Source organism: Pseudonocardia sp. (assembly GCF_025965585.1).
Classification (GTDB): Bacteria; Actinomycetota; Actinomycetes; order Mycobacteriales; family Pseudonocardiaceae; genus Pseudonocardia.
Map to the genome: position 1 here is coordinate 1 of NZ_JAOPWR010000045.1, position 14,920 is coordinate 14,920.

General features: G+C 75.7%; 16 protein-coding genes and 1 pseudogene. 3 read left to right on the forward strand and 14 right to left on the reverse strand.

All coding sequences use genetic code 11. From position 1 onward, the window contains the following. The 12 genes from JWR81_RS02485 to JWR81_RS02540 form a co-directional block, all read right to left on the reverse strand. On the reverse strand, positions 1–811 hold an 811-nt coding region (locus JWR81_RS02485), incomplete at its 3' end, for a bifunctional heptose 7-phosphate kinase/heptose 1-phosphate adenyltransferase (RefSeq protein ID WP_297646112.1). Next, entirely contained in the window at positions 808–1,650 is an 843-nt protein-coding gene (locus JWR81_RS02490; RefSeq protein WP_297646114.1) for a glycosyltransferase family 2 protein, read from the reverse strand. The genes JWR81_RS02490 and JWR81_RS02485, both read right to left, overlap by 4 nt. After that, complete coding sequence (rfaE2, locus tag JWR81_RS02495) at positions 1,647–3,170, reverse strand: D-glycero-beta-D-manno-heptose 1-phosphate adenylyltransferase (protein ID WP_297646116.1); 1,524 nt, start codon at positions 3,168–3,170, stop codon at positions 1,647–1,649. The genes JWR81_RS02490 and rfaE2 overlap by 4 nt, the downstream gene beginning before the upstream one ends. Continuing rightward, positions 3,158–4,339 (reverse strand): glycosyltransferase family 9 protein, encoded by a 1,182-nt coding sequence (locus JWR81_RS02500; protein ID WP_297646118.1) that lies wholly within the window; start codon positions 4,337–4,339, stop codon positions 3,158–3,160. Before JWR81_RS02500 ends, rfaE2 begins: the two co-directional genes overlap by 13 nt. After that, positions 4,330–5,019: an SDR family oxidoreductase gene (locus tag JWR81_RS02505; RefSeq protein ID WP_297646136.1), complete on the reverse strand. Its 690-nt coding sequence runs from the start codon at positions 5,017–5,019 to the stop codon at positions 4,330–4,332. Before JWR81_RS02505 ends, JWR81_RS02500 begins: the two co-directional genes overlap by 10 nt. Before the next feature lie 59 nt (positions 5,020–5,078). Further along, positions 5,079–5,771: an SIS domain-containing protein gene (locus JWR81_RS02510; RefSeq protein WP_297646120.1), complete on the reverse strand. Its 693-nt coding sequence runs from the start codon at positions 5,769–5,771 to the stop codon at positions 5,079–5,081. After that, positions 5,771–6,964 (reverse strand): glycosyltransferase, encoded by a 1,194-nt coding sequence (locus JWR81_RS02515; RefSeq protein WP_297646138.1) that lies wholly within the window; start codon positions 6,962–6,964, stop codon positions 5,771–5,773. The genes JWR81_RS02510 and JWR81_RS02515 overlap by 1 nt, the downstream gene beginning before the upstream one ends. Before the next feature lie 74 nt (positions 6,965–7,038). Further along, positions 7,039–8,040: a glycosyltransferase gene (locus JWR81_RS02520; protein WP_297646122.1), complete on the reverse strand. Its 1,002-nt coding sequence runs from the start codon at positions 8,038–8,040 to the stop codon at positions 7,039–7,041. Beyond that, positions 8,037–9,062 carry a glycosyltransferase family 9 protein gene (locus tag JWR81_RS02525; protein ID WP_297646124.1) on the reverse strand — a complete coding sequence of 342 codons (1,026 nt, stop codon included), beginning with the start codon at positions 9,060–9,062 and terminating at the stop codon, positions 8,037–8,039. The genes JWR81_RS02520 and JWR81_RS02525 overlap by 4 nt, the downstream gene beginning before the upstream one ends. Continuing rightward, positions 9,059–9,595: an HAD-IIIA family hydrolase gene (locus JWR81_RS02530; RefSeq protein WP_297646125.1), complete on the reverse strand. Its 537-nt coding sequence runs from the start codon at positions 9,593–9,595 to the stop codon at positions 9,059–9,061. The genes JWR81_RS02525 and JWR81_RS02530 overlap by 4 nt, the downstream gene beginning before the upstream one ends. Positions 9,596–9,848: 253 nt before the next feature. Continuing rightward, the gene (locus JWR81_RS02535; protein WP_297646127.1) at positions 9,849–10,466 is read right to left on the reverse strand and encodes a UdgX family uracil-DNA binding protein; all 618 of its coding nucleotides are present in this window, start codon (positions 10,464–10,466) and stop codon (positions 9,849–9,851) included. A 62-nt stretch (positions 10,467–10,528) separates the two neighbouring features. Next, positions 10,529–11,236, reverse strand: a complete 708-nt coding sequence (locus tag JWR81_RS02540; protein ID WP_297646129.1) for a BON domain-containing class I SAM-dependent methyltransferase — start codon at positions 11,234–11,236, stop codon at positions 10,529–10,531. 546 nt (positions 11,237–11,782) lie between these two features. Here JWR81_RS02540 and JWR81_RS02545 point away from each other — a divergent pair. The 3 genes and pseudogenes from JWR81_RS02545 to JWR81_RS02555 all read left to right on the forward strand — a co-directional run. Continuing rightward, positions 11,783–12,154: a hypothetical protein gene (locus JWR81_RS02545; protein WP_297646131.1), complete on the forward strand. Its 372-nt coding sequence runs from the start codon at positions 11,783–11,785 to the stop codon at positions 12,152–12,154. A gap of 57 nt (positions 12,155–12,211) precedes the next feature. Beyond that, positions 12,212–12,673, forward strand: a complete 462-nt coding sequence (locus JWR81_RS02550; protein WP_297646133.1) for a DUF4383 domain-containing protein — start codon at positions 12,212–12,214, stop codon at positions 12,671–12,673. A gap of 78 nt (positions 12,674–12,751) precedes the next feature. Beyond that, positions 12,752–13,019 (forward strand): annotated as a pseudogene (locus JWR81_RS02555) (cytochrome ubiquinol oxidase subunit I); the annotation flags it as partial. Between the two features lie 88 nt (positions 13,020–13,107). Here JWR81_RS02555 and JWR81_RS02560 read toward each other — a convergent pair. Beyond that, entirely contained in the window at positions 13,108–14,163 is a 1,056-nt protein-coding gene (locus JWR81_RS02560; RefSeq protein ID WP_297646135.1) for a DNA topoisomerase IB, read from the reverse strand. A gap of 71 nt (positions 14,164–14,234) precedes the next feature. Further along, the gene (locus JWR81_RS02565; protein WP_367278721.1) at positions 14,235–14,894 is read right to left on the reverse strand and encodes a HemK2/MTQ2 family protein methyltransferase; all 660 of its coding nucleotides are present in this window, start codon (positions 14,892–14,894) and stop codon (positions 14,235–14,237) included. Between the last annotated feature and the right edge of the window lie 26 nt (positions 14,895–14,920).

Sequence of the window (14,920 nt, forward strand, 5' to 3'; positions counted from 1 at the left end):
CGAACACGTCGCCGGCGCCGCACGGGTCGCCGCCGACGACGACCGGAGCGGGCGACGCGGCGCGGGCACCGTGCCGGTGCGCCACCACGGCCCCGCGTGCGCCCAGCGTGACGGCGACCGACCGGCAGTCCCAGCGCGACAGCAGCTCGGTGGCGTCCGCCAGCGCCGCCAACACGGACCCGAGCTGCGCAGCCGGCATCCGGGAGCCGCCCGCCGCCGCCCGCGCCTCGGCCGCGTTCGGCGTGGCGACCGTCGTGCCCGGCACCGGCGCGGATCCCAGCGGGTGCGGGTCCCACACGACCGGGACACCACTCGCAGCGGCGTGCGCGACCGCGGCCCGCACCCGGGTGTCGGCCGTGACGCCACGGCCGTAGTCCGACACCAGCACCGCCCCCGCCCCGGCCAGCACCTCCTTCAACGACCGGCGGACCGCCGCGCCGAAGCCCTCGCCGGGCCGTCCCGCGCCGCGGTCGGTGCGCAGCAGCGAACGGCCGTCCGCGCGCAGCCGCGTCTTGACGGCCGTGCCCCCCTCACCGGGCCCGGTCACGAGGCGCACGTGCCCGTCGAGGTGCTCGCGCAGCCGCACGCCGTCGGGGTCCGCGTCGAGCGCGGTGACCAGCGTGACGGGCACGCCGGCACGAGCCAGCACCACGGCGGCCAGTGCCGCACCCCCGGGGCGGGCGCGCTCCGCCACCACGTCCAGCACCGGCACCGGCGCGTCGGGACACAACCGGTCGGCGCGGCCCTCGACGTCGACGTCGAGCATCACGTCCCCGATCACGACCACCGGCCCGGTGGCCGACCCGGTCACGACAGCACCCCGGCCGGACGCGGAACGATCCCGCCGAGCCCCACGACGTCGCGCGCCTGGACCCGGCGATCGGGCACCGTGGTCGGCGACTCGAGGTGCACCGCACCGGACGGCAGGATCCCCGCCCCGCCGGCCCGGGCCATGACGCGCTGCTGCGCCAACACGTCCTCGCCGCAGTGGTCGACCGGCAGGTCGGGCCAGAAGCCGAAGCCCCCCACGGCGTCGAGCACCGCCCGGTCGTAGAGCACGCACCCGCCCACCCACGCGATCTTGTACGGAACGCGCTCCTCCCCCGGCCCGAGGTGGGCGTCGGCCAGGTGGGCCGGGTTGGCCGCGTTGTGCAGCGTCCAGCGGTCCCACTCCGGCGTGCCGGGTTCGATCCGCTCCGGCCGGGGCCGGCCCGCCCAGCGCTCGAACGGCGCCAGCTCGGCGGGCCGGTGCTCGTCCAGGTACGACAGCCCCTGCACCGCCGCGCCGACCAGCCCGCAGTGCAGCTCGAGGATCGCCCCGTGCAGCCGCGCGACGACGCCGGGTTCCAGCCACACGTCGTCGTCGAGGAACAGCACGTGGCCGGCGGAGGAGCCGGCGAGCAGTGCCGCCCGGTGCTCGGCGAGGCCGCGCCGCGGCAGGTGCCGGCCCGTCCGGACCCGGCGGCCCTGGCGACGCAGCACGCGCAGCAGCGACTGCGCGGACGGCGTGTCGTACGAGGCAGGCCCGGCGGACTGGTCGCTGACCTGCACATCGAAGGGATGCTCCTGCGCGGCCAGCCCGGCGAGCGTGCACGCGAGCTCGACAGGCCGGTCGCAGGTGGGGACGAGCACCTCCAGTGCGACGGTCATCGGGCGACCTCCTCGCGTCGGGCACGGATGCGATCGACGATCGCGGTGGTGGAGTGGTCGGACAGGTAGTCGAGCACCCGGACCTGCCCGCCCAGCCGCTCGACGACCGGGGTCTCGGAAAGCATCTGCGGCGTGTAGTCGCCGCCCTTGGCGTAGACGTCCGGGCGCAGCAGTTCCAGCAGGGCGGTGGGGCTGTCCTCCTCGAAGGAGGTCACCAGGTCCACGCCGTCCAGGGCCCCGACGACGCCGGCCCGGTCCACGAGTGGGTTGACGGGCCGGTGCGGTCCCTTGAGCCGTGCGACGCCGGCGTCGGCGTTGAGGGCCAGGATCAGCACGTCGCCCAGCGCCCGGGCCTGACGCAGGTAGGAGACGTGACCGCGGTGCAGCACGTCGAAGCAGCCGTTGGTGAACACCACACGGTGCCCTGCCCTGCGGTGTTCACGGACGGCGGCCGCGACGTCCGCGTGGGCCAGGACGCGGCCGCGGTCGGCGTGCGCGAGGTGCGTGGTCAACGCGTCGGTGCCGCAGACCACGGTGCCGCCCCGGCTCACCGCGACGTCGGCGGCGGCCTGCGCCACAGCCAGCGCGACCTCCGGATCCGCGCTCACGCAGTAGGCCAGGGTCGCGGCCGCGGTGAAGGTGTCGCCGGCACCGCAGGCCCGCGACTCCGGGACAGGGACCGCCGCGGGCCTGCGGGACACCCGGCCGGAACCGGCCGGGAGCAGGACCGCGCCGTCGACGTCCAGAGTCAGCAGCACGTCCGCACCGCCCGCGGTCAGGGCGTCGCGGTGCTGCCGGGCCCATTCCCGGCGGTCCTCCCGCGGTGGGTGCCCGCCCAGGGCTGCGGCGGCCTCGGTCGCGCTCGGGGTCACGACGTCCGGTCGCACCCCCGCCCACGGAGCAAGGTCGTGCGCGTCCACGACGAGGAGCGGGATCCGCTCCCGCAGGGCGGCGAGCCGGGCCCGCACGGCCGGGGTGAGCGAGCCGAGCCCGTAGTCGCTGACCACGACGGCGTCGACCGGATCAGAGGCATCTCCCAGCAGCAGAGCGAGCGCCGCGCAGAGCGCCGACCCGGTGTCCGGCCGCGGGCCGTGGTCGGGGGCGACGTCGTAGCGGGCGACGGTCTGGCCGCCGACGACGAGCCTGCGCTTCACCGGCGTCACCCGGCCGGACTCCACCGGTGACCGGCCACAGCCCACTCCGAGCGCGACCAGGCTCGCACGCAGCAGGGCGGCGTCGGTGTCGTCGCCGAGCACCGTGAGCAGCTCGACGCGAGCCCCCATCGCGGCGAGGTTGGCCGCGACGTTCGCGGCTCCGCCGGGCACGGTGTCGGTGGCGGTGAGCTCGACGACGGGCACCGGGGCGTCGCGGCCCAGCCGATGGGCAGGGCCCGACAGCCAGCAGTCGAGCAGGGCGTCACCGAGCACGAGCAGCCGGGGTGCGGCGGCCGCGACGGCACCGGCGACGGCAGCGGGTGCGGGGGGCGCGACGGGGACGTCGGCCCGGTTCAGCGGGCGCACGGCACCTCCAGGGGCACCCCGACGCGCTCCAGCACCGCCGCGACGACGCGGGCCGGGGTGACGTCGAGACAGCCGTGGTCGTAGGGACAGGTCAGCAACCGGCACGGCGAGCAGGGCACCCGCCGGCCGAGCAGCGCGGCGGGCACCGACCGCGGCGCCATCGCGGCGTGCGGCTCGGTACCGGCCCAGGTGACGACGAGCGGCGTTCCGACGGCATCGGCGAGGTGCATGCCGCCGGAGTTGTTCGTCACCGCGACCGCGGCGCGGCGCAGCACGCCGGCGAAGCCGGGCACGGAGGTAGGCCGCAGGACGCGCACGTCACGGTGCCCGGCCGTCTCCGCGACGGCCGCGACCAGCCCGATCTCGGTCTCCGCACCGGTGACCCGCACCGGCAGGCCTGCCGCCGCGATCGCTGCGGCGGCCACGGCGAAGCGCTCGGCCGGGTAGCGCCGGGATGCGCACGACGCGCCGGGCGCGAGCGCCACGAACGGTTCGCCGGACCGGAGCCCGGACCCGGCGAGGGCGGCGTCGGCCTCGTCCTGCGCCGCGGGAGGGACGTCGAGCGCGGGGGTCCGGCCGGGATCGGTCGGCGCGAGCCCGATGGCCGCGAGCAGGTGCAGGCAGCGGTCCACCTGGTGGGTGCCCTCGGGCGGCGGGGTCACCCAGTGGGTGGCCACGGTCCCGCCGAACTCGGCCGAGTGCACAGCCCGTAGAGCGATGCCCGCCATCAGCCCGAGGTGCGCCACCGGCCACGGAGACTGCGTCGAGCTGGTGAACACGAGCAGCGCGTCGTAGCCCCCGCAGCGCAGCTCGTCGAGCAGCGTCCACTCCGCTGCCACCTGGGCTCCGACGCCGGTCTCCCCGGCAGACAGCTGCTGCCAGCTCGGCGACGTCTCGACCACGCCGTCGATCTCGGGCACCATCGGCGCCACCCGGGCCCCGGCAGGCGAGGCGAGGAGGTCGATCCGCGCCTGCGGTGCGACCACCCGCAACGCCCGCACCGCCGGTACGGCCATCACGACGTCGCCGATGTTGTCGGCTCGCACGACGAGCACCCGGCGCAGCGCCCGAGGGTCGACCGGGGCGCCGCGGTCGGCGCCCGGGTGGTGCCCGGGGAGGTCCGTCGCGGCAGGGACGGGCCGGTGCGGAGCCCCCACGATCAGGGCCACGACGGTTCGGTGGACGCGGCCACGACCATCTCCCGCACCTCGCACCCCTCTGGCCTGCTCAGCGCGAACAGGACGGCGTCGGCGACGTTCGCAGGATCGTTGAGCTGGGCGTCCGGACCGGGCCGGTACTGCTCGGTGCGGCCGTCGAAGAACGCGGTGTCCATCCCGCCGGGGATCAGGAGACTGAGCCCGACCTCGCCGGCCAGCTCGGTGGCGAGCGCGCGGCTGAGCCCGATCACCCCGAACTTGGACGCGCAGTAGGCGCTCGCGTCGGACAGCGCGCGCAGTCCCAGGGTCGACGCGACGGTGATGATCCGGCCACGGCTCTCGCGCAACCGGGGCAGCGCGCCACGGATGACGGCGGCGGTGCCGACCAGGTTGACCTGCACCACCTGGTCCCACTCGGCGCCCGGGACGTCCTCGAGGCGACCGCAGCGGTCGATCCCGGCGGCGGTGACGACACCGTCGAGGCCGCCGGCCCGGCCGGCCAGCTCGGCGACGGCCTGCTCGGCTCCGCGGGCGTCGGCGAGGTCGGCGACGACGGTGGGCGCATCGGCGAGGTCGGGCCCGATGACGTCGCGGCAGTCGACGCGGTCCAGCAGCAGCGGCCGTCCACCCGCCGCGAGCACGGCCTGGGCGACGGCACGCCCGAGGCCGGACGCCGCACCCGTGACGAGCACGGTGCCGACCGGCCGGGCGACGCGGGCGGCAGCGGGTTCGGTCTGGTCGAGGGTGCTCGTCACAGGTCCTCCTGGGATCGGATCGGGATCACGAGACGACGCGGCGCCGGGGCCGCTCGGCGTCGCGAGGGCGGTAGCGCGGCCTCGACGGCGCGGCAGATCATGTGCAGGGCGGCCAGGTGCGCCTCCTGCACGGTCGCCGTGTCACCGGGCAGGCAGACGGCGGCGGTGCAGCACTGCGCGAGCGGGTTGGGTCCCGGTCCGGTGAGGGCCCAGGCGTGGGCGCCGCGGCGGCGGGCCTCGGCGGCGGCAGCCAGCATGTTGGGGCTGCGGCCGCTGGTGGACAGCAGCACGACCACGTCGCCGGGACGGGCGTGGGCGCGCACCTGCCGCGCGTAGACGTCCTCGTAGCCGTAGTCGTTGCCGATCCCGGTGAGCGCGGAGGTGTCGCCGTGCAGGGCGATCGCCGAGAAGGGGTCGCGGTCGCGGTCGAAGCGGCCGACCAGCTCGGCGGTCAGGTGCTGGGCCTCCGCCGCGCTGCCGCCGTTCCCGGCGGCGAGGAGCCTGCCCCCGGCGAGCAGGCGCTCCGCCAGCGTGACGCCCCAGCTCGCCAGGGTCGGGGAGGACGCGCGCAGCGCGGGCAGCGCCGCGGCGAGCCGGTCGACGTGGTCGACGAGCTCGGTGGAGTCGGCCGGTGGCGGGTCGACGAGCGCGGTGCGGCCGGCCAGGACGGTGGGGTCCGACGGCGGCATCACTGCATCGCCTCGGCGACCGGCCGGCCGGCCGCGCAGGCGACCCGGGCGTACACCTCGGCGGTGGCCGCGGCGATCCGGTCCCAGCCGTAGCGCGCCACGGCCCGGTCCCGACCGGCCACTCCGTACGCGTCGAGCATCGACGAGCCCAGCAGCCGGCGCAGGGTCCCGGCGAGCTCCCGCGGCCTGCGCGGTGGGACGAGCACCCCGGTGACCCCGTCGACCACCGTGTCGACCAGGCCGCCGACCGCGCTGGCGACCACGGGTCGCCCGCAGGCCATGGCCTCCAGCGGCACCATCCCGAACGGCTCGTACCAGGGCACGCACACGACGGCGTCGGCCGAGCGGAGCAGCGCGGGCACGTCCGCCCGTTCCACGGGCCCGATGAACTCGACGCGGTCGAGGACGCCGCGGGCGGCGGCGAGCCTGCGGAGGCGGGCGACGTCCGGGTCGTCGGGTCCGGCTCCGCCGGCCACCACGAGCTCGGCGTTCGGCACACCGGCGAGTGCGGCGACCGCCTCGTCCACGCCTTTGCGCCGCACCAGCCGCCCGAGGACGACCAGCCGCGGCCGCCCCGACCGGGCGAGTTGCGGCCCGTCGGGGGAGAAGGCGTTGGTGTCCACGCCGCACGGCACGACGCTGATGCGGCGGCGGGGCGCTCCCATGCGCGCGAGCTCGAACATCTCGTCGCTGCACGTGGCGATCACGCCGTCCACGGTGCGAGCGACAGCTCGTTCGGCGCCGATGCGGCCGTCCGGGCTGGTGTCGTCGGGGCCCTGGTGGCGGCGCTTGACCGTTCCGAGGGCGTGGAAGGTCTGCACGGTGGCCACGCCGAGGCCCCGCGCGGCCGACACGACCGCGAGCCCGGACATCCAGAAGTGACCGTGCGCGACATCGGGCGGGTCCTCTGCCCAGGCGGCGCGCAGAGCGTCGGCCATGGCGGGGACGTAGGGCACCAGCTGGTCCTTGGGCACCGGCCGGGCGGGGCCGGCGTCGAGGTACCGGACCCGCACCCCGCTCTCCGCGATCACGGTGGCGGGCAGCGTCTCGGCGTCGCGCCGCGTCCACACCGTGACGTCGTGCCCCTGCGCCGACAGCGCGCCGGCGAGCTCGCGGACGTGCACGTTCTGCCCGCCCGTGTCCGGCCCGCCGGGGCTCGCGAGGGGGCTGGCGTGCTCGGACACAAAGTCGATCTTGAGCGTCCCCTCGGCCGTCGTCCGGCCGGGATCGGTCGTCGTGGGAAAAGAGTCGTCCCGTCCCACCCGCGTCACCTCCTGCTTTCGGCGACGGGCCGGGTGCCCCGTCGCGGTCGGTTGTTGCTCGCGTCGTCGAGGACCTGGTCCCAGTCGTCGAGGAAGCGGCCCAGCCCGTAGCGGGCAAGCGCGTGCTGTCGCGCCGCCGCGCCGCGCTCGCGGGCCAGGCCGGGATCGGCCAGGCACTCCTGCAGCGCCCGGGCCAGCCGGGCGGGATCGGTGGAGCACACACCGGCGGTGGCCGGCACGGCCTCGCACGCCTCGGTGCTGGCCAGCGAGACCACCGGCATCCCCAGCTGCATCGCCTCGATCAGCGACAGACCCAACGACGTCCACCGCAGCGGGTGCAGGTAGACGCGCCGCTTCGCCATCTCGCGGTGCATCCGGTGCTGCGGCAGATCGCCGCATCCCCGCACCCCCGGCCCGAGATACTCGGAGATGCCGTCGGTGCCCATCCCGAACACGTCGAGCGGCAGGACCTCGGCGAACGCCGGGAGCAGATCGGTGCCGGTGACCCGCCGCCGGCGCAGCGGCTCGTTCACCACCACGGCCGCGGAGGCGAGATCACCTGTGTAGCGGGGCCCGGGATCGACGATGCCGTGCTCCACCACGGTGGAGCGGGTGGTGCCGGCGTCCCACATCACGGCGTTGAAGTGCGTGACGTGCACGAGGGTCACGTCGTCGCGGTCGGCGACCGGGTGCCGGCTCGTCGCAGCATGTCCGCGAGGGGCGTTGTGCTCGAGGAACACGGCGGGCACGTGCCGGCCGGGGATGCGGCGCAGCCAGCACGCCGCCAGCTCGAACTCCTCCGGACGTTGCAGCACCACGACGTCGACCTGCTCGTCCGCGAGCTGTTCCGGCGTGACCTCGACGGCCGACACCGGCCACTCCCAGGCCGCGGGCCTCCCGCCGCCCCACGGGCCGCCCTCGGGCAGCACCGGCAGCAGGTAGCGGTGGCGGCCCTGGACGAACGCGGTGGTCCAGGAGCCGTGCACGTGCCAGAGCAGGATGTTCACGCGGGCACCGCCTCGGGTCCGATCGGGGCGAGGCGGGCAACGGCGTCGGCCACCTCGTGGGGCGTTACACCGGCCAGGCAGGGGTGGCCGGGCACGGGGCACTCACGGGCACGGCTGCCGCGGCACGGCGCGCGCTGGTCGCCGAGCAGCACGTGCGGCACCCGGTAGGGCCGCCAGCGCACGGCGGGCACCACCGGCGCGAACAACGACACCACCGGCGTGCCGACCGCGGCGGCGAGGTGCGCGGCTCCTGTGTTGCCGACCACGACGGCCGACGCGCCGGCGAGCACGGCCGCCAGCTCCGGGAGGGTGGTCCGTCCGCCCAGGTCGACCCCGACGTCGCCGGCGACGGCCGCGGTGAGGCCGCGTTCGGCGGGAGCGCCGGTCACGAGCACGCGGTAGCCGGCGGCGTCGAGCAGCCGGGTGGCGTCCCGAAAGTGCCGCTCGGGCCAGCGCCGCGCGGTGACGGCGGCGCCGGGGTGCAGCACCACCGACGGTTCGCCCGTCACCGGCGCCGGATGACGCACGGCGAGCCGGCCGTCGTCCCCGGGCGGCAGCGCGAACCCTGCCGCGGCCGCGATCCGCAGTGCCCGTTCGGGCTCGGGCACGTCCTCGGGCAGGTCCACGCCGGGGCGCAGCCGCACGTCGAGGAGCGAGCCCGCGTGGTCCACCGACGCACCGGTGACCCGCCCGACCCCGGCCAGGCGCAGCAACAGCGCGGTCGGGAGTGGGGACTGGTGGAACGAGGTGAGCAGCACCGCCTCGTCGAGCTCGCGCCGGGCGAGCTCGCCGACCACGGAGGCGACGTCGTCGGCCTGCACGGCGGGGGCCGGCGTCACGATCCAGGGTGCCGGCCAGACCAGCACCCGGTCCACGCCGGGGAGCATCGAGGCCGCTTCCGCCCCCGCGGGACCACACAGCACGGTCACGTCGGCCACGGCGGCGACGGCCCGGATCGCGGGGCCGGCCAGCAGGACGTCACCCGCGCCGTCGAGGCGGGCCACCAGCACGGACCGCCTCATGACCGCCCCGTCCCGAGGACGTGGCGCGCCGCCGCCAGGAGGTCGTCGCGGACCACCGGGGCGTCGCGGACCTCCACGGACCGGGTGAGCGGCGTGGGCACCAGTACCGACCGGGCCCCGGCGGCACGCGCCGCCGCGACGTCGGCGCCGATGTCCCCGATCACGGTCACGCGCTCGGGCGGGACGTCCAGCGCCGCGGCGGCGGCCAGCACCATGCCCGGGCGTGGCTTGCGGCAGGCGCAGCCCTCCTGCGGGCCGTGCGGGCAGACCCGCCAGACCTCGAAGGGGCCGAGCAGCTCGTCAACCCGGTCGTTGACCGCGCGGGCCTGCTCCGGTCGGATCAGCCCACGCGCGATGCCGGACTGGTTCGTGACGACCCCGACCGGGAGCCCGGCCGCGCGCAGCAGCGCCAGCGCTGCCCGGGCCGTCGCCACAGGACGCACGCGCTCCGGGTCGGCGCAGTAGGGCACGTCATGGATGAGCGTGCCGTCACGGTCGAACAGAACGGCAGCGGGAGGGCCGGCCAAGAACATGACTGGTGGATCTCCGGCTGGCCCCGGACAAAACACCAGCTCGGCCAACTGCTACTCACTGCAACGAGTACTACTCTGCGTGATCGCCACGATGCGCCCGATCCGGTGCACCGGCACCGCGGCGAGCATGGAACGGCGCAGGCCGGGTATGCCGACCCGTTTGCCTCCGCCCCCGCGACGTCATCGGGTCGGCCGTGCCCCCCGTCGCGTGCCGCCCACGCCGCCCGGCAGGCGGCCTCGCTGCGGACGGTCGTCAGCGGTGAGGGGGCGTAGCACGGCCGGACCGGGCGGGGCGCAGCCCGGCGACCACCGCGAGGTCGGCCACCAGCGCGTCCAACGCCTCGGACCGCCGCTCCGGCGGTGTGCGCAGGATCGCCGAGGGGTGCACCGTCGGCACCAGCTGCCGGTCCTCCCACTCGCGCGGCCGACCGCGGTCCGCGGTGATCCGGAACCCGGAGCCGAGCAGCGCCTTGGCCGCGGTCGCCCCGAGCGTGGCGATCACCTCCGGAGCCACGGCCGCCAGCTCGCCGTCGAGCCAGGGGCGGCACGCCCGCACGTGCCCGACCGCGGGCGTCTTGTGCAGCCTGCGGTTGCCGTCCCGCTCGAACCGGAAGTGCTTGACCGCGTTGGTGAGGTAGACCTCGTCGCGGTCGATGCCGGCCCGTTCGAGCGCGGTGTCCAGCAGCCGACCGGCGGGGCCGACGAAGGGGGCGCCCTCGCGGTCCTCCCGGTCACCCGGCTGCTCGCCGACGAGCATCAGCCACGCGGACGCGGGGCCCTCTCCGAACACTGTGCGGGTGGCGTCGGCGTACAGCTCGCAGTTCGTACAGCTCGCCGCCGCACGGCGCAGGGAGTCGAGCGTGTCGCTCATGCCAGGACCTACCCGCGTCGCGGTCGCCGCAATCCCCTGCGCAGCCGTCCCGGTCCCGAGGATCAGTCGAAGAAGCGGGCCAGGTGCGTCGGGTCGGCGGCCGAGCCGGGCGCGGCGGGGGTCAGGTCGGCGAACACACTTGCGCCGTCGCACCCCGCGTGCAGCACCTCCCACGGCCGCTCGGGCGGCGCGTAGGCGCAGATCCCTTTGATCGTCTGCAGGTCGAGGTACCGGACGTGGGTGGGGTCGGCCACCGCATTGACGTGACGCCACCACGGTGACATCACGTGCAGGATCCCGCCCGGCCGCAGCAGCCGGTGGCATTCCTGCACCAGCGGCAGGAAGTCCGGGAGGTGCTCCAGCAGGTGCACCATGTAGACGCGGTCCACCGACGCCGTCGCGAACGGCAGCCCGTTCCTCGTGTCGGCGCGCACCGCGACCGAATCGGTGAGGCGCCGGTCCACACCGATGTTCTGCTGGTACTGCCGCTGGTCGCCGCACCCGAGGTCGAGCGCGACCGGCTCCCGGCCGCCCACGCGCACCCGGTCCCACACCGCGTGCACGCCGGCGAACCGGGACGCGAGCCGACGCACCAGGTCGAGCTGGACGGCGTGGTCGACCGCGCCGGTCAGGTGCACCACTCCGCCGTCGACGTCCGCCTGCACGTCGAGGTCGCGCACCCGCTGGTCGTGGCCGAGCAGTTCGTCCACGGAGCGGCGCAGGTACTCGTCGACCCAGGCCTGGCGCCCCCCGGACAGCACGGCGGTCATCCGGGATGCCCCTGCCCCGTGCGGTCGACGCACCTCCGTCGGGCGTGTCGGTTCTCAGCCACGGTCGCCGTGTACCCGGCTCCGGGACGCGGAAACCCCTGACCGCGGTCGCTCGGTCGAGGCCGAGCAGGTGGTCGCGGTTGACGGGAGCCATCACGACAGGCGGCGTGGTGGCGGAAATCGCGGCGGGGCTCCGCGGTTCGCTGGGCGCCAGTCGAGGCGACGACCACCCCTGCCGGGGGACGCGCACGGGAAAGCAGTAGCGGTTGCCGCGATTGGACCACGCCGGATCGGGCACTCACTACCCGTGCGGCGCCGTCGCACCGGGAAGGTGTGCCATGTCTGTGTGGGTGTGCGAGCGCTGCGAGGACGTCGGTGTCGAACCGTGACCTGCTGGCGCAGGACGCCGCACGACCCCGTGGTGGTGCGCCGCCGCCACCGCGAGTCCCTCGCTCGAGCCCGGGAGACGGACCGGATCGGTCGAACCCTCGGGCAGCGCCGATCCCGCGCCGCCTGAGCCCGTTGTGGCGGACGAGAGGAACGACCGTGACCGACCTGCCCACCGATCCCGCCTCCGCACCCGCGCAGCGGCGACCGGCCCCTGCCCCGATCGCCCCGGACCGACCCGTCGTGGACGGCACCGCGACCTCCTCTGACCAGCTCCGCGCCGAGGTCGAGCAGGAGAGCGGCGAGTGCCGCGCTCAGGTCGAGGAGCTGCGGGAGGAGATCGCCGGCACGGCCACCGAGCTGATGACGCGCCTGAACGTCCCGGCCCGGGTGGGAGCGAACGGACGGGCGTCGCTCGCCCGGTTTCGCCACGGCCCGTGGGGCGCGCTGCGCTCACCGGCCGTCGCGGTCGGTGCCGCCCTCCTCGTCCTCACGGTCGTCAGGCGGCTCCGGAGGGGAGGCGGGCGGTGAGCCCGCCCGACGGCCGCCGCACGTGCGCGTCACACAGCGCAGCGAGGAGGTTGTGACATGGAGCAGGAGACCCGGGGCACCGCAGGCTTCACCTGGCAGCAGCTGGTCGTGTTGATCGTCGGTTCGTTCTACATGCTGCTGGGGATCCTGGGGTTCTTCTTCCTCCGCGACGCGTCGGCGCCGTCGGAGCTGGGCGGCCACGAGACCAACGACGTCATGCTGGGGTTCGAGCTCAACGGCGTGCAGAACGTCGTGCACCTCATCCTCGGCCTGGTCGGGCTGGCCTGCGCGACCGGGCGACAGCGGTCCCGCCTCTACGGGATCCTGATCGCCGTGGCCGGCCTCGGCCTGTTCGTGTTCGGGGTGATCGCCGTGGGCCGCGACGACATCAACGTCCTGAGCCTCAACTGGCCCGACAACATCCTGCACGGCGTCACGGGCCTGATCGGTGTCGCGCTCGCGGTCGCACCGACGACCGTGCGGCACCGCGAGAGCGCCGACCCCGAGCGTGCGACGTGACGCGCATCGGCCCGAACCCGCCGCTCCCGTAGCGCGGCCCCGCGCCGCCGCGCACCCGAGGGAGCCGTGCTGCTGAGGATGCCTGCACACGACCGACCCAGGGACATCGCGATCCTGTACCTGGCGACCTCGTTCGGGTTCCTCGTGATCGTCGGCGCGATGGCGCTGCTGATGCGTGCGGAAGTCGGGTTCGCCGACGACATCGTGCCGCTGCGGATCGGCGCGCCCCCGACGTCGCCTTCCCGCTGCTCAGCGCCTTCTCCTACCGGCTGTTCCGCTTCGGCGACCTGATCGTGCTCTCCGGATTCCTCACCCCTGGCCGCGCCCGGACTTCGGCTGGACCGCGTCGTCGGTATGCGCCCTATGCCGCGTAGGCCCAGGCCGGGCTGCGGGGCCGGCGGTCCCCGGCACCGGCAGCACGTGCCCGCCAGGTGTCACCCCTCGCGCAGCAACCGCACCACCGAGCCCTCGACCCGCGCCCGCCCGCCGTCGTCGGAGAGGTCCGGGAACCCGGCCCGCCGCAACGCGGGGAGGATCGTGCGCCCCTCCTCGAACCGCTCGACGACGCGCGGGTCGATGTAGGAGCTGCGAGCCACCGCCGGAGTGTTGCCGAGGTGGGCGGAGACCTCCTTCACCGCGGCGGACACGGTCCGCTTGCGGGCCCGCTCCGACAGGGGAACGCCGTCGGTCACCGCACGGGCGAGCAGCACCGCGGCCAGCACGGTCGCGTTCCAGGTGCGGAGGTCCTTGGCCGTGTAGCGGTGGCCCAGCACCTCCTTGACCGCCGCGTTGAGGTCCTCGGCGCGCACGTCGTGCCAGTCGCTCCCGTTGCGGTAGACGAGGAGGTCCTCGCCACCGCCGCGGCGACGCAGCAGGCTGTTGACGAGGCGGTGCACGGGCTGGTCGCGCAGCTCCAGGGTGCGCGGCACGGCGCCCTTGGCGGGGTAGGAGAAGATCACCGCGCCCCGCCGCAGCCGGACGTGCTCGCGGCGCAGCGTCGCGAGTCCGAACGTGCCGTCCTCGTCGCCGTCGTCGGGGGCGTACTCCTCGCCGCCGACGCGGAACATGCCGATATCGAGCATCCGGACCGCGCCGGCGAGGACCCGCTCGGGCCCGAGTCCCGGCTCGCCCAGCCGAAGCTGGATCTGCTCGCGGGCGGTGCCCATCCGCCGCCCGAGCCCCAGGGCGCGGTCGTGCTTGTCGGCGTCGCGGCTGCGGCGCCACTCGTCGTGGTAGCGGTACTGCCGGCGGCCCGCCACGTCCGTGCCGGCGGCCTGGATGTGCCCGTTCGGCTCGACGCAGATCCACACGTCCTTCCAGGCGGGAGGGATGACGAGGCCCTCGACGCGAGCGAGCACCTCCGGCTCCGACACGGCCAGCCCGGCCGCGTCCAGGTACCTGAAGCCCCGACCGCACCGCCGCCGGATGAGGCCGGGAGCCGACGGGTCGCTGCGCAGCAGGCCGTCGGGCATGACGTCCTGCTTGTCCACGAGGACCCGTTACCCCGCGCGGGGGCGGAGCAATCCGGACGGTTCCGCAGCAGTCCGGTCCGGGCCCGCCGTCAGGTACTCGCCCGGGCCATCACCACCACGAGCCCCTCGTCGGTCTGGCCGGACGCGACCAGCCCCTGGGCGCGCAGCAGGGGCAGCCGCCGGCGCAGCACCGGACCGAACGGGATCCGGACGCGGTCGGCGACCTCGGCGTGCAGGCCCACGGCGGCGAGACGCTCCAGCGTCGCGTCCTCCCCCGACAGCTCCGACTGCACCACCAGCAGCACCCCGCCGGGGGCGAGCACCTCCGGTGCGGCATCGCAGATGCGGTCGAGCAGCGCGCGCCCGTCGGGCCCGCCGTCCCAGCAGCGAGCCATCCGGTGCCGGGGCAGCAGCCCGCTCCGCGACGGCACGTAGGGCGGGTTCGAGAGCACGAGATCGAAGCGCCTGCCCGCCACCGGCGCGAACAGGTCGCCCCGGTGCACGCGGACCGGCGCCCGGTGCAGCACGGCATTGGCCCGGGCGGCGAACACCGACCGGAGGGACACGTCGACCGCGTCCACCGTCGCCGCTCCGGCGCGCGCGGCCGCGACGGCCAGCGCTCCGCTCCCGGTGCCGACGTCGAGGACCGATCGACCGCAGGCGTACCCGCCACGGTGCATCTCGTCGATGAGAAGGGTGGTGTCGTCCTGGGCCCGGTAGACCCCGGGCGGGCGCAGCAGCAGAGTCACGCCCCGTCTGTGCCCGCGGACGGTCC